This window comes from Pseudoalteromonas sp. SWYJZ19, from assembly GCF_015864375.1.
Taxonomy (GTDB): Bacteria; Pseudomonadota; Gammaproteobacteria; order Enterobacterales; family Alteromonadaceae; genus Pseudoalteromonas; species Pseudoalteromonas arctica.
This window is the reverse complement of record NZ_JADYXI010000009.1, coordinates 113773-135590: the sequence shown is the minus strand read 5'-3', so window position 1 is coordinate 135590 and position 21818 is coordinate 113773. Positions and strand designations below refer to the sequence as shown.

Genomic DNA, 21818 nt, shown 5'->3' with positions numbered 1-21818 from the left:
TTCAAAGCAATATAGTTAAGCTAAACTAACATTTTCAATTAATAACTTTCTACAAAATAACGCTATTTTGTGTAACACATTGTGAAAAATGTCTTCATAATCGGCTATTAGTTGCGAGTCTGCCAACTTTCGAGATTAAAAATCATTCAATATCAAAAGATACACAAACTCTAAATAATAATAAGGAAAAACAATGGAAAAAATCATCATACTTGCCATGTTTGCACAAGTTACGCTTTCACTGGTTGTCATGCTCATTATGGGTAAAAGGCGCTTTGCAGCAGCTAAAAACAAACAATTAGATTTAAGCGATTTTAAAACAATGCAATTAGATAAGGCTGGCGACACTATTAGGGTTGCAGATAGAAACTTTTCAAATCAGTTTGAAATACCTGTGCTTTTTTACGCGGGGTGTTTACTTGCACTACAGCTAAATAGCGCCAGTACACTTGTGGCTATACTGGCCTGTTTATTTGTAGCAACACGTATTGTGCATAGTGTTATTCATTTAGGTGAAAATAACGTACGAGCACGTTTTAAAGTGTTTTTACTAGGTTGTGCTTGTGTGTTTTCAATTTGGCTTGCGATGGTTTGGCGAGTATTACTTTAAACAGCAAAGTTTAATAATAATGTGGGCGGCTGGTTTACGCCATCCACATTACCGTTAATTTTAATTATTTAGCACGTTTTAAACGAGGAACCGCAAGTAAAAAAGCACCTAAAAGCCAAATTAATCCGCCGCCAGAACTGCTACCTGAATCTGTTGATGTGTCAGAATCAATTAGCGTATTTTCAGTAACAGTAAGACCTTCGGCTGAATTAGGATCATCATCCATTACCGCCACGTTTTGAATAGTCACTAAATTAGCACTGCTAATTGTTACATCAGTGCTTGCACATTGTTCAGCAGTAATACCAACAACGGGTGTTTCACCACAGTGTACTAATGCTGCAATTTTATCTAACGTTGATTGGCTTGCTGCAGTAATTTGTCCAAACACAGTAAAGCCACTGTTTTGCGTATCAAGTGCTGCACTATTGTCTGTAATATTAAAAAACCACTGGCTTGTTGCGCTATTAGCATCACCCGATAGTTTAGCCATCGCAATGGTGCCCTTAACATTAGAAAAAACGGGTTCATTTTCTACAGCAGGTTTTGTGGTAATCGCATCTAGCGAGTCAGAAAATGTAAATCCCCCCCCTTGAATAACAAAGTTACTAACAGAGCGGTGAATTACTGTTTCGTTATATGAATCGTCTTGAACGTAGCTTAAAAAATTTGCAACTGTTTTAGGTGTTTGTTGATCAAACAAGTTAATTTCTATGACACCTTGGCTCGTGTTCATTTCGACAATAGTGGCAGCACTTGTAAAGCTTGCTGCGGCGAGTACTGAGCCAAGTAAAAGTTTTTTCATGTTGTATTCCTGTTGTTATATTTTTAGATAATTGTTAATGCGTTAACACATTAATGCCATAGGCGATTAAAATCGATTCTAAAGTGCGAGTTGATACAAATTAGACCGTGTTGATAACAAATTAATTACATATACCATTACTTATATTCTTTTTAGCTATATAAATCTAATTATTTAAAATTAAATCATCTTAAGAGTATGGCTACTTTTTGTTACCTTTAAAAAACACAAAACAACAGGATCTTATAATGTCACACACTAAACATGCAATTTGCGACTTTGGTTTACACAAAGGCGAACCCTATACAAAACTGCCAGCAAGCTTTTTAACCTGGATGATAGGTACTAATCACCACAAGCGAGAGTATGCGAATACGGAGTTGAAGCGTCGTGAACGTGCTGCCACAAACCAATTAACAGCCCCTTCCAAATAAAATGTAAATAAGTACGTTTTTTTAGCATGGAACTAGTTTAAACTAGCTGCCTGATAAATTAAGTAGACCTTAATCCATAGGTATTTTATGCGTATAATTATTTTATTTTCGGTTATTTTTAGTGTACTCGGATGCACATCTCCTGCTCCTGAATCCGTGTTTAGCGCTACCCCGACTAAATATTTAACTGTTCTTCATACTAATGATAACCACGGGCGTTTTTGGCAAAACGAAAAAGGCGAATACGGTATGGCCGCTCGCAAAACGTTAATTGACTCTTTACGCAATAAAGCTCAAAAGCAAGGTCATGCAGTATTACTACTCTCTGGTGGTGATATAAATACAGGTATTCCTGAGTCAGACTTACAAAAAGCAGAGCCTGACTTTAAAGGTATGTCGCTGATTGGTTACGATGCAATGGCATTGGGTAATCACGAATTCGACAACCCTATTGATGTATTGAAGCAACAGCAAAAATGGGTGAACTTTCCTTTTCTATCAGCCAATATATTTGAAAAAGAGTCAGGCGAACACGCGTTTGATAGCTATAAAATATTCAAAAAGAATGGATTAACTATTGCTGTTATTGGTTTAACAACAACCGACACAGCTAAAATTGGTAATCCTCAGTATATTGGGCACTTAGAGTTTAAAGACCCTGTTGACGTTACAGCAAAACTAGCGAAAGAAATAAAAGCTAAGTACAACCCTGACATTACAATCGCCCTGACTCATATGGGTCATTATGTTGATGCTAGCTTTGGTATTAACGCACCCGGTGATATAACACTTGCTCGCTCACTTCCTGCAAACACGCTAGATATGATCATTGGTGGCCACTCTCAAGAACCTGTATGCATGAGCGATACAAATGTAAATGACGATAGCTTTAAACCAGGTCTTGCCTGTAAACCAGACCAACAAAACGGTACTTACATTATGCAAGCCCATGAATGGGGTAAATATGTTGGTAAAGCTGAGTTTAAGCTTGAAAACGGAAAATTAACGTTACTAGACTACAAACTGATGCCAGTTAATTTGTATGTAGATAAAGTACAAGCTGATGGCTCAACTAAAGAAGTATTAGCAAACGAGTACATTAAACCAGACTCAAAACTTGAATCTTATTTAGCGGTATACCAAGCTAAAGGCGCTAAACAAATTGAAGGTACCATTGGTGAAGTAGATGCTCGCTTAGAAGGTGACAGAAACAAAGTTCGCTACCAACAAACAAATCTTGCACGCGTAATTATTCAAGCTCAAATGGATGTAGTGGGTGCAGACTTTGGACTAATAAGTGGTGGTGGTATTCGCAGCTCAATAGAGGCTGGTGAAGTGAGCTATAAAGATATTTTAAAAGTACATCCTTTTAAAAATCGTATTACTTACATGGATTGGCAAGGCAGTGATTTATGGGACTATTTAAATACAGTAACGAGCTTCCCACCGGATGCTGGCGCTTACTTGCAATACCATAAACTATCGTTTGAGCGTAAAAATAATCAGTTAGTTAATGTTGTTATTAACGGCCAACCTTTGAACAAAAATAAAACTTACCGTATGAGCTTAAATAGCTATAACGCATCAGGCGGTGATGGCTATCCTGCGCTTACAAATAAAAAAGGCTTTGTTAGTACAGACGAAACAGATGCCCAAGCACTTCAAGATTTTATATCAAAAAACAGCCCTCTTAAAACGGCTGAATTTACTCCTAAATAGCCTCTAATAATAGGAAAGTAACCTTGTTACTTTCCTATTATTTCAATACTGCCCTTTTTAATATTTGCCAGCCCATAACTATGCAGACGAGAGCGAGAACCCTCCCCGTATGCTTTAGGTGGATAATATAACTCTTTTTCTTCAGGATACTCACTGAGTACTTCATCTAATGCAGCACGTACTTCGCTCAGGGTTTTTTCTAGGCTATTATTAAAGTTAGGCCTTTTTCTAACCGTATGGCCGAGTTCGACCAACCTATAAAAATACTTGTTAGCAAGCTCTAGCAGCTCCTCTGGCACATCTTTATTATGACTAAGCGCTACATCATCGTTATTTGTACAATACTCTACAAGTGCTAAATAAAAGCACAATGGCTTATTGGCTAAACACATTTTTTGTTCTGTATTACAACTACTTGATAATGTTTTATCGTTAAGGTCAACAATAAGTATCAGCGGCGTAGGCTCTTCAATTGATTGATGCTGTGCATTATTAAACTGCTTATTGCTCTGTTTAATAAACGCAAATTTCACCCAAAAACTAATCAATACACTTAATACTAAAAATATAAAATAGTAAATAAAATGGCTCAATGTAAAGTGGGCTTGTTGGACGTTAAATACAACTAATACGAACCCATTATTAGTGCTCAAACTACGTATTATTTGGTGTGAGTTTACAGGTGTTACCATCTCGTTTTTTGGTGCAATAGCAACAACTTTGAGCTCGTTCGAATTAATGTAGCTGTTTAAAGTTTTAATGTAGCTGTTAACTGCATCTTTATTACCTGAATGCTTTAGCAGCTCATTTGATAAATCGAGTAAGGGTAAGTCGAGTGCTATTTGCCTTTCTATCTGCGTAATTTTTTGTTTAGCTACTTGCTGGCTTTTTTGAGTTACAGAAATATAAAAGACAGACGACAAAATAAAAAACAAACTTATAATAACAAGTAATTGCTTATACTTACTCATCACCAACCTCCTCTTTTAAGCCTACTGAGCTGGCGCCACAGCGCCAAAATGGCTGGACGTTTTGATAGTAATGCAAACTTTGATCTTTAGACATATCAAGCAAATTTTCCTGCACTGCGCATAATAAATCAGTGTTGTTTTGCTGCATTTTTAAATACCATCTTGTTCCAGAAATATTATTACTCAATGGCGTAATATAGTTTTTTGAAAAACGTTTTTCGTCGCTCTCTTTCCAAAACGAAGCAATAATATCTACTTTTCCATTAGCGAGTAAATCACGTAATTCGTTATGAGAGCTAGCATAAGTGATTTTCAAATTGGCTAAATTAATATCCAACTCTTTAAACGTTTGCTTTGGTAAAATATGCCCTGATCGGCTGGTCGGATAATCAAGCAAACCTATGCGCTTATCTAAAAAGTATTGTTTAGTAACTCTAGGTTTTTCTTTAGAAGATATAAAAAAAGCCGTGTAGTCAGAAAAGCCAACAACGGGCTGGTAGTTATAGGTCGACTCTGCTTTAAAGGCTGCCATAATATTGTTTTTAGCCAAAATTAAGTCAGCAATTCCTTTACCCACAAACTCAAAGCTGTCTGCCGTTCTATACCCCCAATACCCTTTTACAGAGCCATATTGCTTAGCCACCACGTTATCAGAGCATAACTTTTGTGTTAATAACTTAGCTATTTTTTTTGATTGCGTAAAAACAATTAATTGGCCTTTGTTACTTGTTGCAGTTGTTTGACACTCTGTTGAGGTTTCGATCATAACTGGAAAGTGTAATTCATCATTGTATACACTAACTTGACCGCAAACCCACGTAACGACCAATAATAGAAACAAAAATGTAACAATTAACATTTTGTGCAACACGATATTTTTAAAATTCAAAGCAATGCCACTCAAAAATAGACTATATAGTGCATTTGAACAATTTCGCTTACTTATTACAACAAGTAATTTTACCTGTTAAACATAAACTATTGATTTAAAAGTAATGTGAATAAGAAACTATGAATTTTAATGAGTCCTTCCTATCAACAACAAAAGTAAGGACAATTGACCGCATTAGCCTGTAGCAACGCCATGAAATATTCATTAAGGAAGTTCTAATGCATAGCAATATAAAGTACTCGATATCTTCTGCGCTTTTGATTAGTGCAATATTTACAAGCACTGACTCACATGCTTGGGGTCAAAATGGCCACCGCATTGTAGGTAAGATTGCAGAATCTCATATAAGCGAAACAACTAAAGCGGCAATACAACCCTACCTTGATGGTGAATCACTTGCACAAATATCAACGTGGCCTGATGAAATGCGCTCTGCCCCTGGCGAGTTTTGGCAAAAGCAATCATCTCGTTGGCATTATATTAATGCAGCACCAGGAAAATCTTTCAGCTTCAATCACGATCACACTAAAAACAAAGAATCTGTAAGTAATATCCTAGAAGGCATTCACTATTCAATGCAAACGCTCACTGATAAAAATAGCACCTTAGATGCTAAACAGTTCAGTTTACGTTTTTTAGTACATTTGGTGGGCGACAGTCACCAACCATTTCATGCTGGTCGAAGTGAAGATAGAGGTGGTAACCGTATTAAGGTTTCATTTTTTAACGAAGAAACAAATCTTCACAGCCTTTGGGATACAAAGTTAGTTGAGAACGAGAATTTATCGTTTACTGAGTACGCACAATTTATTGATACAAATAACAGCGAGTTAATTGCTGAGTATTTACAAAGCTCACCTATGACATGGGTTGAAGAATCTCATAATTTAGCCACAAAAATTTATAAATATACCAACAACGAAATTGGTTATAGCTACATATATAACAATACTCCAATTATAAAGACACGCTTACAACAAGCGGGTATTCGATTAGCTGGATTACTAAATGCCTTATTTGACCCTTCTGCAAAAGAGTTAGAAACGGCACTGAAAATGACGACTGACAAATAAACTGTATTAAATTTATATAACCTACACACGGGAAATCAACATTATGACTAAGCTTCGCCTTTCGAAATTAACTGGAGCGGTAATTTTAGCTCTAGGTGTTTCTACAAGCGCAATGGCTGCTGATACTTCATCTGCAATGCGTGGTAAAATTACAACGCCTTCAGGTGGCAGTGCTGCAAACGTTAAAATCAAAGTAATTCACCAACCAACGGGAACTATTAGCGAACTAACTACAAACGAAAGTGGTACGTTTATCGCTAATGGTTTACGTGTAGGTGGTCCTTACATGGTTATCATTGATTCTGATACGTTTAACGATACCACTGTTGAAAATATCTACTTGAACCTTGGTGAAACTTACCGTTTAAGCTCGCAGCTTGCTCCGCTAAACATCGAAAAGATTGAAGTGTCTGGTTATAAGATTGTTCAACAATCAGGTGGCTCTAGCAGTACATTTGGCTCTGACACTATTGAAAATATGCCAAGCTTTAATCGCGACATTAAAGATATTGCGCGCTTAAACCCACTTGCCAGTATTAATGGTAATGGTGAGCTAACGTTTGCAGGTAGTAACCCTCGTACCAACGGTTTAACAGTTGACGGTATTGGTCAAAATGATGACTTTGGCTTGAACTTTGGTGGCTACCCTACTTCTCAGCCTCCTGTAGCACTTGATGCTATTGAACAAGTTTCTGTTGATGTATCTCCTTTCTCAGCTTCTAAAGGTAACTTTGGTGGCGGTACTATTAACGCAGTAACAAAGTCTGGTACGAATGAGTTTAAATTCTCTGGCTTTTATGAAATATCTACTCCTGAGATAGCTGGCGATGTTGATAATATTGTACAAGAAGACGATCTTGATGAGCTAGGTCATAAAACTTACTCTACAAATAAAGTAGAGCCGATTAAAACTGAAGAAAGATTTGGTTTTAATGTCGGTGGAGCGATTATTGAAGATGAACTGTTTTACTTTGTTAACTATGCAGAATGGTCAAGTGAATTAGATCTAGATTACGGCTTTGACGGTTCTGGTGCTTCAAATGAATTTAATACTTCTGAAGCTAACTATAATCGTTTCATTTCTATCTTAAATAATGAATACGGCTTAACTGATTCATTAGCCGGTGCGCCAGAAGATACAAACAAAAACTTGCTTGTTAAATTAAGTTGGAACGCAAGTGATGACCACCGTTTAGATTTCACTTATCAATGGCAAGACGACCAAGATGAGCGTAACTCTAGCACTGGCGGTGATAATATAGCCTTAGTTTCAAGCACTTATGCATACGTAACTAAGTTTAATAACTTTTCATCTAAACTTTACTCTGATTGGACTGAAAACTTTTCAACAGAAATTGGTGTGTCGTATAAAGATGTTACCTCTGATAGCGCAACTCGCTCTAACTTAGGAAGCATTACTGTTGAGGAAGACGGTCGAAATGGTCCTTCTTACAACTTTGGTACAGATCAATACCGCCATGCAAACCGTTCAGAAACACAAAACCTAACTTTTACGTTAGACGCTACGTATTTAATGGATGAGCATGAAATAAACTTTGGAGCTCAGTACGAGTCACTTCGTTTATATAACTTGTTTGCTCAAAACTCTCTTGGAACGTGGAAATTTGATAGCTTAGAAAATTTTGAAAACCGTGAAATTGGTTCTTATGATTTCTCTTATCAAAATGCTTACACTAATGATTCAGCTGATACAGCATATGATGTAAGGCGTAACCAGCTAGCGCTTTACATAGAAGATACTTTTTATGTAGGTGATGATTTAGAAGTTACAGCAGGTGTTCGTTATGAGCGCTTATCATCTGATGATAAACCAACTCTAAATGAAAACTTTGCTAATACGTATGGCTTTACTAACCAAGAAAATCTTGATGGCCTAGACATTATACTTCCTCGTGTTGGCTTTAAGTACTACGTAACAGAAGCGCTTACTATTAATGGTGGTATTGGTCGTTTCCAAGGCGGCATTCCAAATGTTTGGTATAACAATTCATTCCAAAGTGATGGCATTACTTTAGTATCAGCACAAAACGATGTAATTAATGATTACTATGCAAATAACACAGCTGATATTACTCAGGTTCCTGATGAAATAAAAAATACATTAGAGCAAGGTGCTGGTAGCGTTGCGTATATCGACCCTGATTTTAAATTGCCTTCAAGCATTCGTACTCAAATTGGTTTTGAATATGAGTTTGATTCTGAACTATTAGGTGATGGCTTTAAATGGCAAGCAGAAATTGCTTACCATAAAAAAGAGAATGAAGCGGTATGGCATAATTCGTCTATTAACCCAGTAGGCTTAGCAGCGGACGGCGAACGTGTTATCAATCAAAGTATTTACAGTGGCGATAATGTTGACATAGAAATGACTAATTCATCGGATGATGGTCGTTCAATTATTATTTCAACGGGTATTGCTAAACAATGGGACAATGGCCTGTTTGTATCGGCAAGCTATGCTCACCAAGATGTTACAGAATCATCAGCAGGTTCAGCTTCTCAGGCAGAAGGTAACTATAAGCACAATATTACAGTAAATCGTAATGAAGATATTGCAGCACGTGGCTTTTACGAAGTTGAGCACAGCTTTAAAATTAACTTAGCGTATAACACTGAATTTTTTGAAGGATATGCAACCAAGTTCAATGTTTATTTTGAACGTCGTTCAGGTCGCCCATTTAGTTACACAATGAATATGTATAAAGATGAAGACTTAGGTGATACTAGCTCTTTATTCACTAATGGTGCTTACTTACCTTATATCCCTACAGGTGCTGATGATCCGAATGTAAATTGGGCTGATTCTAAAATGACTTGGGCTGAGTTAGAACCGTTATTAGAGCGTGCTGGTATATCTCAACGTGGTGGGATCTTAGGTAAAAATACAGCAACGCAACCTTGGGTTACTACAATGGACGTTAGCATTAAGCAAGAAATACCTGGCTTTGCTGAAGGTCACACTGGTGAGGTTTATCTAATGATTGATAATTTCGCAAACCTTCTAAACAGCGATTGGGGTGTAGAAAAACGCTTAGGTTACTCTAACCAAACTATTTATGACTTTGGTGGTCTTGATGATCAAGGTAGATATAAAATAGACAACAGCTTTGGCGGTGCAGATGTGCGTAATTACTCACAAATCAGTTCATCGTCATCAGCTTGGCAGGCTAAAGTTGGCATTAGCTACAAGTTTTAAGTCTTAAAACTGCATCAATAACTTGTTAAGTTATTTGTAAGTTACAATAAACCCATTGCAAATTTGTAATGGGTTTTTTTATTTTACCCCTACAATTTCACATGTTTGTCATAAAGCCCACGTAATATATACCCCGATATAGAGTTATTGCTCAAAAAAACACTCAAATAGACAAAATTAGTACTATTTATTAAAAATATATTGCAGTTGTATTTTATTTGTAACGAATAAATAAGGTACACTAGTAACGGATTTTTAATAAATGAACTTCAACTGTTTATTTTGCAAAATTTAAAATAAAAATATAAAAATTTAATTAATAACTACACGGGAAAATTAAATGAAAACTCAATTACGCAAAACAGCTCTTTCACTTGCTATTGCAGCATGTGTTGGTGTAAGTGGCGCTGCAATGGCTAACGAAACGACCTCTGCAATTAAAGGTCAAGTAATGGGACCTAACGGCAACCCAGCAGCCGGCACTAAAGTAACAATTTTACACGTACCTTCTGGATCAGTAAAAACAACTGAAGTAAATGACGCTGGTTATTTCACAGCTAAAGGCCTGCGAGTTGGCGGTCCTTATAAAGTAGTTGTTGATTCAGATGTATATGCAGACCAAGAATTCAATAACATAATTCTTAATATTGGTAACGATTACCCAGTAAATGTTTCTCTTGAGTCACAATCAAGCATGGAACAAATTGTAGTTACTGGGGCACCAATTAGCTCTATGTCTGGTGGTACTGGTCCGGCGTCTACATTTACGCTAACTGATCTTGAGAACCAACCTGCTATTAACCGTGATTTAAAAGACATTATCCGTATCGACCCGCGTATCACAATTGATGATAGCCGTGGTTCAATTAACTGTGGTGGTGGTAACCCTCGCTACAACAGCTTAACGCTAGACGGCGTTCGTATGAACGATAACTTCGGCTTAAGCTCAAATGGTTACCCGACAATAAATGCACCTTTTTCTTTCGATTCAATTGAACAAGTTTCAGCAGAACTTGCACCATTTGACGTTCAATACGGTGGTTTTACATCATGTAACATCAATGCTGTAACGAAATCTGGCGGTAATGAATTACATGGCGGTGTATTCTTCGATTATACAAATGACTCTATGCAGGGTGATTCAATTGAAGGTGAAGATTACGATGCAGGTAATTATACAGAAAAGCGCTACGGCTTTAATGTAGGTCTTCCACTAATTGAAGATAAACTATTTTTATTCACCTCATATGAAAAACTTGAAGGTGTACAACAGTTTAACTACGGCGGCCTAACAAGTGGTAGTGTTACTGCTGATGATCTTTCTCGAGTTCAAACTGCCTCACAGTCTCTTTACAACTATGACGCTGGTGGCATGCCATCAAGTTCACCGATTGAAGATGAAAAAATTCTAGTTAAATTAGATTGGAACATCAACGAAAGTCATCGTGCTAACATCATTTATAACTACAACGATGCATTCACGATCTCTCAATCAGATGCCGATAATGATGAACTTTCGCTTTCTAACCACTTTTATGAGCAAGGTGCTGAGTTTACATCGATAGTAGCTTCTCTTTATTCTGATTGGTCAGATGACTTCTCTACTGAAGTGCGTATTGGTAAATCTGAACTAGATGCTCGCGTTGAATCTTTGGATGCAGCAAGTAGCTTTGGTGAAATGCAAATCAGCACTGAAAACGGTGGCACAATTTATATTGGTCCAGATGACTCACGTCAATCTAACGATTTAAACTACGATACAACGACTGCTAAATTTGCGGGTACTTATTACCTAGATCAACATACAATAACAGCAGGTTATGAGTATGAAAATCTTGAAGTATTTAATTTATTTGTACAGCATACTGAAGGTGAATGGCGTTTTGATTCTGTAGAAGATTTTGAAAACGGACAAGCTGCACGTGTTTACTACAACAATGCTGCGACTACAAATGATCCAAATGATGTTGCAGCAAGTTTCGAATATGCTCAACACACTTTATACGTCCAAGATGAATATAGCTTTACCGATATTGATGCCAGCTTAACATTTGGCCTTCGCTACGATAAATATACTAGTGATGATAAACCAAACCTTAATGAAAACTATACTGCTCGCTATGGCTTCAGTAACCAGAGTACATTTGATGGTATTGATTTAATTCAACCTCGTGTAGGTTTTCAGTGGTATGCAACAGATGAGCTTGAAGTACGTGCAGGTGCTGGTTTATTCTCAGGTGGTAACCCAAATGTTTGGTTGTCTAACTCTTACTCGAATGACGGTATTACGCAAATTACCTCTCAAATTCGTGGTGTAGATCTATTCAATACACCAAATGTAAACGGTGGAGCTCCAGGTTACGAAGTACCACAGTCTCAATTTGATACTATAGCTGGAACAGAAATTGGATCAGGTGATTCTAATGTAAATGCTGTAGCTTCTGATTTTGAATTACCATCAGAGTGGAAATACTCTTTAGGTGCTACTTACACTACTGAAAATGAGTATGTAATTTCACTTGATTACTTATATTCTAAAAAGAATGATGCGGCTACCTTAGTAGATCTTGGTTTAGTTAATTCTGGTGAAACGACATTTGATGGGCGCCCTCTATACGAAGGTAAAGATGATACTCTAAATCCGGGTGATACTCGCTCACGTGACTACTTACTTACAAATGTGAGCGGTGATAGCGGTGATTCATCAGTTATCTCATTAGGCATTAGTAAACAGTACGATAATGGTGTTAACTTTAGCTTTGGTTACGCATATACAGATTCTGATGATGTGAACCCAATGACGAGTTCAGTTGCTGATTCTAATTACAGTAATTTAGCATTAACAGATCCAGGTAACCCTGGTGTTGCATCATCTGATTACGAAATTCCACATCGTTTTACTATGACTCTTGGTTATAGTCATGAGTTTGTAGATGGTTTTGCTACTCGCTTTAACTTGTTCGGTGAAGCATATAAAGGTTTACCTTACAGCTATGTGTTTAACAATAGCGATAATACGTTTGGTGATACTAATAACTACGGTTTTGGCTCTCGTCAACTGTTATACGTACCACTTGAAAACGATCCTAACGTTGTTTACGACATGAGTGCTGCTGAAATCAATGAATTCAATGATTTCATCGCTTCAGAAGGTCTAGAGCGCGGTGAAATTGCTGGACGTAACTCACAAAATGCAGATTGGTTTGTTAAATTTAACTTTAAGTTAACGCAAGAGCTTCCTGGGTTTATGGAAGGTCACAAGGGTGAAGCATTCTTCGTAATTGATAACCTTACAAACCTGTTAAACGATGACTGGGGCGTACTTAAGAAAGGTTCTTTTGTAGGCAACCGTGTGATTTCAACATCTATTGATGATGATGGCCGCTACGTTTACTCTGGTTTTAACTCTAATAACGTAGGTACAACTACGGAAAATAGTGCATCTGTATGGCAAATGCGTGTAGGTGTTCGTTACACTTTCTAATTTAGAGCTGTAACCTAAAACATCTTTTAAAAGCCCACTTTGGTGGGCTTTTTTATGCCTTTAATTTGTTATTTAACTTTTCAAAAATACTCACTAGCACTTCGTATTCTTCGTTAGTTAAAGTGCTCAGTAATTGTTTTTCCCAATTCAGTGCATCGGGCGCTATATTTTCATATAAGTTTTGCCCTGCTTGGCTCAGCACAAGTAATGCTGCGCGTTTGTCTTGCTCATTTAGCTCACTTCTCACTAAACCTTTATCTATTAAAACTTTTACCGCGCGCGACACTGTCGACTTGTCCATATTTGCTTGCGTGCATAAATCTTTTGCGTTGCTTTGGCCATACTGCGCTAAATTAGCAAGTATTCGCCACTGGGGAATATTTAAACCGTACTTAGTTTGATAAACCTCGGCAAAGTCGTTACTTACACGTGTTGCTACATTCGTTAATTGATAAGGTAAAAACGTTGCTAAATCGATTTTCATTTTTAGTTATCCCAGCTTTGTAAGGTTTACTTTGGTGTTCATTAATATTTACGTAGATGCATAGTTGCACATTTGATATTAGTCTCACTTGAGAGTATCTTAACTGAAATAAAAATAATATTAAACCAACCCCCCCTCTCACAGGAGTCAGTAATGGCGACACAATTAAATTATATGACAGGTTTTGGTAATGAATTTGAAACACAAGCGCTACCCGGTGCACTGCCAATAGGACAATTTAGCCCACAAAAGGTTAAATACGATTTATACACTGAGCAATTTAGTTCGACTGCATTTACGGCTCCTCGCGCTTCAAATCGCCGCACTTGGTTTTACCGCCTTCGTCCTTCGGTAGTGCAAGGTGATTACCAAGCAATTGATAACGGCCTAATAAGAACAGCCCCAATTACTGAGGCCGTAACACCACCAACAATGCTACGTTGGAATCCTATTGATATGCCTTCACAGCCTACTGACTTTATTGATGGCTTGGTAACGATGGCAGCTAATGGCAGTGCTAATGGGCAATCGGGTATTGGCATTCATGTATATGTCGCTAATCAGTCAATGCAAGGACGTTACTTTTGCAATGCCGATGGCGAAATGTTGTTTGTTCCTCAGCAAGGTGAGTTATTAATTCACACCGAGTGCGGCAAGTTAAGCATTAAACCAGGTGAAATTGCTGTAATTCCCAGAGGAATTAAGTTCTCTGTTGATTTAATTGATGATACAGCGCGGGGTTATATTTGTGAAAATTATGGCCATGCGTTAGAGCTTGCAGAGCGAGGACCTGTTGGTGCAAACGGTTACGCCAACGACAGAGACTTTCAATACCCCGTTGCTGCCTTTGAAGATAAAAAAGGTGACTTTGAGCTTGTATCTAAATTCAACGGTAATTTATTTAGCTGTGAAATTAAGCACTCTCCTTTTGATGTGGTTGCATGGACCGGTAATAGCTCACCCTATAAATACGACTTATCGCGTTTTAATGTAATAAATACAGTGAGCTTTGATCACCCCGACCCGTCTATATTTACCGTGCTAACCTCTCCTTCTGCTACTGAGGGTATGGCAAATGTCGATTTTGTGATATTTCCACCACGTTGGATGGTAGCCGAAAATACATTCCGCCCGCCGTATTATCACCGCAATATTATGAGTGAATTTATGGGCTTGATTGAGGGTGTGTATGATGCAAAAGAGCATGGTTTTGTACCTGGTGGTGCAAGTTTACACAATTGTATGTCGCCACATGGACCTGAAGCCGACGTATTTGAAAAAGCCTCAAATGCTGAGCTTACACCACAAAAATACGAAAACACATTGGCCTTTATGTTTGAGTCGCGCTATATAATTTCACCAACAAAATATGCACTAGAAGGCAAAGAGCGCCAACCAAACTATACCGATTGCTGGCGTACTATTAAAAAACAATTTACAGGTTCACAGGATTAATTATGAAATTATACAGCTACTTTCGCTCATCAGCGGCCTATAGGGTACGTATAGCGCTTAACTTAAAAGCAATTGATCATGAACTTGCTATTGTTAACCTTTTAAAATCGGAGCAGCTTGGGGAAGAATACTTAGCGACTAATCCGCAAGGGTTACTACCTGCACTTGAAACCGATAATGGTGTTTTAGCACAATCGCTTGCAATACTGGAATGGCTTGATGAAACTTATCCGCAATCGCCATTAATTACAGGAACTGCGTGGCAAAAAGCACAAATAAGAAATTTAAGCTTTGCCATTGCCTGCGATATTCATCCTGTTGATAATTTACGCGTGCTGAAGTATTTATCGAACGAATTAGGTGTTGATGACGAGGCTAAAAATAAGTGGTATCGACATTGGATAGAAGTTGGTTTTGAAAAAATAGAACTGATGCTAAACGAAAATGATGACTACTGTTTTGGTAATCAACCAACACTTGCTGACATTTGTTTAGTGCCGCAAGTATTTAATGCAATTCGTTTTAACGTAAATATGAGCGCTTATCCAAAAATTGCAGCTATTTACGAACACTGTAATAAATTAGCTGCATTTAATGATGCTGCACCGCAAAATCAACCCGATGCAAATTAAGCTAGTTCAGTAACTAACTAGAGTTCAGGTTAGCTAGCTTTGTAGCGCACTATGAATAACCGTAATGTGCTCAATTAAATCTAAGCCCAGATCAGTTAAATATCCGCCATCTGGGCTATCTATAATCCCTTTTTCAAATAAACGTTGCGCTGCACTAAGTAAGCTTGGCTCTGCGTCTGAGTGTAATTTAATACCCTGCATTTTACTGTCGCGAGGAAACTTCGCTAATAATGTGAATTCTTCGATCATTGTTTGATTAAATTGCATTGTGTGCACCTTTTTATTTGAATCCAAGTTGTTCTGTGAGTAACTAAGTTTATAATTAAAATCACTTTGTGTACTTTACACTAGCACGTTTTTTAGCTTAATGTATTATTTTTAACCCTCCCTATTTAAAGGCCTCTAATGCGTAACTTTTTAATTCTATGCTTTTGTTTTAGCAGCTTATCGTATTCAATATTTAGTGAAGCAACAACCCTTAAAACCCATTCAATTATTGATGCAAACCAGTTTGTAAATGAAGAATCAAACTGTTGGTACGACAACAAACGCTATAGCGAAGGCGCGTTAATACAAATTCACTCTTTTACACTTTTATGCGGTGCTAAAAACCCTCAACACAGTAACAGTCAACTCATTTGGCTTAAAATAGATAAACAAGGTAATGCTATTTACCCAACCGCTCCTAAAACAATCACTGTGAATTAGCGCTAAAAGCTGATTTGAGCTACAATGCACGCAGTTTAAATAAGTAGTATGGCTATGGATAATCAACCTAAAAACCCTTTACATGGGGTAACGTTAGAACAAATACTTGTTGAGTTAGAACAGCGACTTGGCTGGAGAACACTTGGCGAGCAAGTGAAAATTAAGTGTTTTACTGATCAACCGAGCATTAAATCGAGTTTAAAGTTTTTGCGTAAAACGCCTTGGGCTCGCGATAAAGTGGAAGCACTTTATATTCACACTATAAATAACAAACCTATTCGTAGACCAAAAAGTGCACCGAGAGAAACATCTTCTCAAGCGCCGGATACAACAGGGTTTGTTTGGCCATCAATTAAAAAATGATGTAAAAAAGGAGCTAATTTAGCTCCTTTTTTAATTGTAACTAGCGCGATTTATTGCTCTTTGCAAATCACATTTAATGAGGCCGGCTCAATAGTAATAACGAGTCTGTGAGCAGTTTTAACTTCACCGTCAAGTACGTACTTAAGCTCTCCTTCGCCTGTCACCTCGACTCTTTTAGCATTTGTATGATGCGAATTTATAGCTAAATGTGTTTGCGTTAAACTGCTAAACATCAGTTCTGCAATACTCAATATTGTCGTAGAATTTTCATTATTTGGTGTTAGCCAATTTACATCAAGAAGCCCGTCACTATGATCTGGCTGCCCACCACCTTGAGCCAATAACGTTGTAAAAGGCGCAGCATTAGCCACAATAAAGCTATTTGTACATATTTCTTTCGGCTCATTATCATCGAGTTTTACACTAAGTAGCTGTGATTTTTGCTCACCAAAGGCTTCAAAAAAACCATTTAAATAGGCAAGTTGCCCCGACTTATTTTTCGACTCTCTATCTGCTTTTTCTATCATAGATTGCTCAAAACCAATACCCGCTAATAAAAGTACTAATTCGTTATTACAATAAGCGGCATCTATTGTGCTTGTTTGACCATCAATTATTAAATCACAGGCTTGTTCAACAGGAATAAATTTAGAGCTAATCCCCATCAATACATGCGCAAGTGCGTTTGCAGTCCCCATTGGTATAATACCTAGCTTACATTGTGTATTTACAAGTACGCTTGCAACTTCGGCCACTGTACCATCGCCTCCACACGCTATTATCATGTCTGGATTTTGCGCAATTGCCTGTTTAGCAAGCTCAATACCGTTTACGTCTTGTGAAGTAGTAAGTACTTTTAAATCGTAATAGGCCGATAACCGCGCAACAATTAAGTGCTCTTTTTCTTGCCATAATCGTGTACCAGATACTGGATTTGCAATTAAAACTGCTTTGTTTTTAATCAGCAGCTCGCCTTTTTTATGGCGCTTAGCTAAATGACGCAGCTGATGCTTATTTAAGTTTGCGGTTTCGCGGGTTTCCTTTATTTGTGCAAGTACTTCATGTACATCTGCATTTTTGTTTTGACTCAATAAATAAGCCGCCATTACAAAAACTGACCGCCCACGGCCTAAAGCACAATGTACAACTACGCGACGGTTTTCTTTAATATGATGATGTATCCAATTAATAGCCTGATTTAACTGAGAATGGGTAGGAATACTATGATCGAGCACCGGAATGTTTAAGTAATTTATATTCTCTTGTGTTGAACTCCACTCGAGTCCGTCAAATTCACACGTAACGTCTAAAATTGCAGTAATTCCGTTATCTTTTAATGTGTCTATGTCTGAGGGAAATAATCGGCAAGCTAAAAATAGGTTTTCGTTTATTTTTTGAATTGGCGGCACTTTATCGCGCTTACGTGACCAGGCATTATAAATTTGCACACCAAATAAAAATGGCACAAACGCCCAACGTATATAAAATGGGATCACCCCATTTTCACGTTTTCTAAATATTTTTGCTGTATTAAAAATATATGCGGTACTCACTAATAAAAGTGACAGTGCAGTCCAATAAAAAACAATAGCAAAGTAAACAGAGTTTACTTCCCAACCAATAAAAATAAGTAGTAATGCTAAAAGTGAATAACCAATTGCAGCCCACATAGTTTCTCCTTTGTGTAAATAATTCCGATTTTCTAATTTTAATTTAAACGGCTTTATGTACTCTTTTGCAAATATCACGCCATATAAATGGCATTTTAAATTAAAATTATAAGCTATTGATATATAATGTTAATAATAAAATAAATTTAAGTGCAATCTGCTCTTTGTGCATTTTTTACAAACATGTGAATAAATTATACTTACACGTCTAAATTTCAAACACTGATCGGTTATTGCTTGTACTAACGTATAAAGCAGCTAATCTAAAAATCAATTAAATTTTTTGCATCCAAATCACACTCTCAACCGTTTACTCAATGATAATAAGAAAAACAGGACCCCTATGGATAACGATGATTTACTCCCTCTTTTGTGCGCAACAGCACAAGGAGACAAAAATGCTTTCTCAAGTTTATATCAACAAACTAGCGGCAAACTTTTTGCTATTAGTTTAAATATGCTCACTAACAGAGCTTATGCGGAAGAGGCACTACAAGACGCTTTTATAAAAATTTGGCATAACGCATCTGAATATAACGCCTCTAAAGGCACTGTTATTAGTTGGATGATAAGTATAGTTAGATATAGAAGTCTTGATTCGCTGCGCTATCACAAGGTACGAAAAGAGCAGTCGCTAGGCGATGACGAATATGAAAATGAAAGTGTTGACGTTAATTACGATGAAGAAACGAAACTGGTTAATTGTATCGAACAACTTGAGCCGCAACAAAAACAAGCTATTCACTTAGCTTATTATAAGGGGCTGAGTCATAGCGAGCTAGTGGATCATATAGAGACGCCATTAGGTACAGTTAAAAGCTGGATCAGGCGTGGGCTTATGCAGCTACAAAGGTGTTTAACATTATGAATTATAATAAACCCGAACTATTAGACGCGCTTGCTGGGCAGTACGTGCTTGGCACACTTAGAGGGCTTGCCCGTAAGCGTTTTCAGCGTCTGTTACTTAACTCAAATCAAGCACGTGAAGCAACAAGTCTATGGGAGCAAAACCTAAACAACTTAGCGAGTGCTATTACACCGCAAACGCCACGTGACGATGTATGGGTAAATATACTACAGCGTATTGAAAACAGGCCACAAACAAGTAAAACAGTCATACATACCAAGCCTTCAATTTGGCGTACATGGTCTTTTGTGGCAACTGCTGCGTGTATTGTTTTAGCCTTTTTGGTTATTCAACCTAGTACCAATGTTATGCACACTCAACAAATTGCTTTGGTTCAAAATCAAGATAAACAATCATTATGGTTTATTGATGTAAGCGAGCAAGGGCTCTCAATTAAAGCCAGTAGCCAATTGGTTGCCCAAACTAATAAAGATTATGAGTTGTGGATGATTTTAAAAGGGCAAGATGCACCTATTTCACTGGGTTTACTTCCCAAGCAAGGCAGTAAAATATTATTAAAAGATAACCGTTTTAACGCAAGTGATATTGCATTGCTAGCCGTAAGCTTAGAACCTATTGGCGGCTCACCAAATGGTTCTCCTACTGAAGTGCTTTACACCACAGAGCTAGTACTTTTATAACCCTACTATTATGACCAAAGTTGGCTGCTTACATAAAGCAGCCAACCTTCTTCAAAACTTTATTAACAAAAAATAAAAATAATTTAACTTTTTTGCATCCAATTTAAATCCTGCCCCGTTATTAGCTATGACTTCAATCAAAACTAAAGGACAAAGTCATGAAAGCTTTAACTCCATCAATACTCGCAGTAGTAATATGTAGTACGTTTGTAAGTGCACCAAGTGAAGCATCAAGCCACAGAGAAGCGCCAAATATAAGCCGTTTCCCGACTTTAGATTCAACCGATTTTTATGTATTTAATAGTTACGAGCAAGGTCGTGATGATTTTGTAACATTAATTGCTAACTATATCCCGCTGCAAGATGCATACGGCGGTCCTAATTACTTTGCAATGGACCCAGATGCTACCTACAGCATTCATATAGATAACGACGGCGATGCTGTTGAAGATATTACATTTGCGTTTAACTTTAAAAGCATGCTTCCTAATGATAACCAAGGTGTGCAATTAACTGTTGGACCTGAAGGTAATCAACGCACCGTGTCTGTACCACTTAAAAATGTAGGCGGTGTATCTGCCGGTGATGACAGCGCTGCAAATTTTAGCGAATCATACACAATGAGCATGATTAGTGGCGCACAGCGTACTGGCGAAACAACGCTACTAAACAACACAGCATCCAACTCAAGTACATTTTCTAAACCACTTGATTATGTGGGCAATAAAACATTTGGTTCAATGAGCGATTACCAAACTTACGCTGACCAATTTGTGTATCAGGTTTCAATTCCTAACTGTGAAAGCATGGCACAAGTTTTTGTAGGACAACGTAAAGACCCATTTGTAGTTAACCTAGGCAAAACATTTGATTTAGTTAACTATGTACCTGTAGAGGGTGATAGCGCCCCTGGTGCTGGTGACGGCGGTGGTTTTCCAGGTGGTATAACACAATCAGCTGATAACGACGACCTTGCAGATAAAAACGTAACGTCAATCGCTATCGAAATACCTAAAAGCTGTATTGTTGGTGAAGGTAACGGCGTAATAGGTTCGTGGACAACAGCAAGCCTACCTCAAGCTCGCATATTAAACCCTAATGCTAAATTTGCTAATAACGCCGTTAATGGTGGTGCTTTAACACAAGTTTCACGCTTGGGTAGCCCGCTTGTAAACGAGCTTGTAATTGGCATTAAAGACAAAGATACATTCTCCACTGCTCACCCTAAAGATGATGCACAATTTTTAGATTATGTATCTCATCCAGCACTACCAGAGTTATTAAACATTTTATTTAAAGATGCTGTTAATACGACCCTTGGCGCAAACTTAGAAACACTGGCACCCACAAACTTCCCGCGTACTGATTTAATCACTGCATTTTTAACAGGTTTTGCAGGCGTTAATCAGCAAGCAACTGTGACACCTTCAGAAATGCTGCGTTTAAATACAGGCATTGCAGCAACAGCGCAAGCTGATCAATCTGCATTTGGTGTAGCGGGTAATGATTTAGCCGGCTTCCCAAATGGTCGTCGCCCGGGTGATGATGTGGTTGATATAGCACTTCGTGTTGTGATGGGTCGTTTATGTCATCCTATCCCTGTAAGTGGTGAAGACACTGATTTAGGACTTTGTGCACCAGAGGATGCTAATACAGGCACAGTGCCATTTACAGACGGCGCACCTATTGATGCAACAATGATGGATTCATCATTCCCATACCTTGCAACACCGCTTGCTGGCTCTAAATAAGG

General features: G+C 37.7%; 19 protein-coding genes. 13 read left to right on the top strand and 6 right to left on the bottom strand.

Annotated features, from left to right (window positions below; all coding sequences use genetic code 11):
* Positions 1–193: 193 nt before the first annotated feature.
* Positions 194–610, top strand: coding sequence for an MAPEG family protein (locus I6F45_RS11105; protein ID WP_024593147.1), 417 nt, complete (start codon positions 194–196; stop codon positions 608–610).
* A gap of 64 nt (positions 611–674) precedes the next feature.
* On the opposite strand, the gene I6F45_RS11100 is transcribed toward I6F45_RS11105, so the two are convergent.
* Positions 675–1415, bottom strand: coding sequence for a peptidylprolyl isomerase (locus I6F45_RS11100; protein ID WP_197160486.1), 741 nt, complete (start codon positions 1413–1415; stop codon positions 675–677).
* Between the two features lie 248 nt (positions 1416–1663).
* On the opposite strand from I6F45_RS11100, the gene I6F45_RS11095 reads away from it, so the two are divergent.
* Both I6F45_RS11095 and ushA read left to right on the top strand, forming a co-directional pair.
* Complete coding sequence (locus I6F45_RS11095) at positions 1664–1849, top strand: hypothetical protein (RefSeq protein ID WP_101163566.1); 186 nt, start codon at positions 1664–1666, stop codon at positions 1847–1849.
* 87 nt (positions 1850–1936) lie between these two features.
* Complete coding sequence (gene ushA, locus I6F45_RS11090) at positions 1937–3568, top strand: bifunctional UDP-sugar hydrolase/5'-nucleotidase UshA (RefSeq protein ID WP_197119943.1); 1632 nt, start codon at positions 1937–1939, stop codon at positions 3566–3568.
* Between the two features lie 26 nt (positions 3569–3594).
* Here the strand turns inward: ushA and I6F45_RS11085 are convergent, their stop codons facing one another.
* Complete coding sequence (locus tag I6F45_RS11085) at positions 3595–4539, bottom strand: hypothetical protein (RefSeq protein ID WP_165741119.1); 945 nt, start codon at positions 4537–4539, stop codon at positions 3595–3597.
* Entirely contained in the window at positions 4532–5398 is an 867-nt protein-coding gene (locus I6F45_RS11080; RefSeq protein WP_197119942.1) for a hypothetical protein, read from the bottom strand. Before I6F45_RS11080 ends, I6F45_RS11085 begins: the two co-directional genes overlap by 8 nt.
* Positions 5399–5649: 251 nt before the next feature.
* On the opposite strand from I6F45_RS11080, the gene I6F45_RS11075 reads away from it, so the two are divergent.
* From I6F45_RS11075 to I6F45_RS11065, 3 genes are all read left to right on the top strand, one after another.
* Entirely contained in the window at positions 5650–6504 is an 855-nt protein-coding gene (locus tag I6F45_RS11075) for a S1/P1 nuclease (protein ID WP_007582418.1), read from the top strand.
* A 43-nt stretch (positions 6505–6547) separates the two neighbouring features.
* The gene (locus tag I6F45_RS11070; RefSeq protein WP_024607515.1) at positions 6548–9721 is read left to right on the top strand and encodes a TonB-dependent receptor; all 3174 of its coding nucleotides are present in this window, start codon (positions 6548–6550) and stop codon (positions 9719–9721) included.
* 340 nt (positions 9722–10061) lie between these two features.
* On the top strand, positions 10062–13205 hold the full coding sequence (locus I6F45_RS11065) for a TonB-dependent receptor (protein WP_024593140.1): 3144 nt from the start codon (positions 10062–10064) through the stop codon (positions 13203–13205).
* Between the two features lie 52 nt (positions 13206–13257).
* Here I6F45_RS11065 and I6F45_RS11060 read toward each other — a convergent pair whose 3' ends face one another.
* The gene (locus I6F45_RS11060) at positions 13258–13689 is read right to left on the bottom strand and encodes a MarR family winged helix-turn-helix transcriptional regulator (protein WP_197119938.1); all 432 of its coding nucleotides are present in this window, start codon (positions 13687–13689) and stop codon (positions 13258–13260) included.
* 153 nt (positions 13690–13842) lie between these two features.
* Here I6F45_RS11060 and hmgA point away from each other — a divergent pair, with 153 nt between their 5' ends.
* Both hmgA and maiA read left to right on the top strand, forming a co-directional pair.
* Entirely contained in the window at positions 13843–15144 is a 1302-nt protein-coding gene (hmgA, locus tag I6F45_RS11055; protein ID WP_165728354.1) for a homogentisate 1,2-dioxygenase, read from the top strand.
* Between the two features lie 2 nt (positions 15145–15146).
* Positions 15147–15776: a maleylacetoacetate isomerase gene (maiA, locus tag I6F45_RS11050; protein ID WP_197139340.1), complete on the top strand. Its 630-nt coding sequence runs from the start codon at positions 15147–15149 to the stop codon at positions 15774–15776.
* A gap of 33 nt (positions 15777–15809) precedes the next feature.
* On the opposite strand, the gene I6F45_RS11045 is transcribed toward maiA, so the two are convergent.
* Entirely contained in the window at positions 15810–16043 is a 234-nt protein-coding gene (locus I6F45_RS11045) for a TIGR02647 family protein (protein ID WP_007582405.1), read from the bottom strand.
* 138 nt (positions 16044–16181) lie between these two features.
* Here I6F45_RS11045 and I6F45_RS11040 point away from each other — a divergent pair, with 138 nt between their 5' ends.
* The gene (locus I6F45_RS11040) at positions 16182–16484 is read left to right on the top strand and encodes a DUF1496 domain-containing protein (RefSeq protein WP_165728355.1); all 303 of its coding nucleotides are present in this window, start codon (positions 16182–16184) and stop codon (positions 16482–16484) included.
* Positions 16485–16538: 54 nt separating this feature from the next.
* Positions 16539–16847 carry a VF530 family DNA-binding protein gene (locus I6F45_RS11035; protein WP_010553962.1) on the top strand — a complete coding sequence of 103 codons (309 nt, stop codon included), beginning with the start codon at positions 16539–16541 and terminating at the stop codon, positions 16845–16847.
* A 50-nt stretch (positions 16848–16897) separates the two neighbouring features.
* On the opposite strand, the gene I6F45_RS11030 is transcribed toward I6F45_RS11035, so the two are convergent.
* Positions 16898–18517 carry a diacylglycerol kinase family protein gene (locus tag I6F45_RS11030; protein WP_197160484.1) on the bottom strand — a complete coding sequence of 540 codons (1620 nt, stop codon included), beginning with the start codon at positions 18515–18517 and terminating at the stop codon, positions 16898–16900.
* 343 nt (positions 18518–18860) lie between these two features.
* Between I6F45_RS11030 and I6F45_RS11025 the strand changes: the two genes are divergently transcribed.
* The 3 genes from I6F45_RS11025 (at position 18861) to I6F45_RS11015 (ending at position 21816) form a co-directional block, all read left to right on the top strand.
* The gene (locus tag I6F45_RS11025; protein ID WP_007582398.1) at positions 18861–19385 is read left to right on the top strand and encodes a sigma-70 family RNA polymerase sigma factor; all 525 of its coding nucleotides are present in this window, start codon (positions 18861–18863) and stop codon (positions 19383–19385) included.
* Entirely contained in the window at positions 19382–20065 is a 684-nt protein-coding gene (locus I6F45_RS11020; protein WP_166377155.1) for an anti-sigma factor, read from the top strand. The genes I6F45_RS11025 and I6F45_RS11020 overlap by 4 nt, the downstream gene beginning before the upstream one ends.
* Positions 20066–20223: 158 nt before the next feature.
* Positions 20224–21816 carry a DUF4331 domain-containing protein gene (locus I6F45_RS11015; protein ID WP_197160482.1) on the top strand — a complete coding sequence of 531 codons (1593 nt, stop codon included), beginning with the start codon at positions 20224–20226 and terminating at the stop codon, positions 21814–21816.
* The last annotated feature ends 2 nt before the right edge of the window (positions 21817–21818 follow it).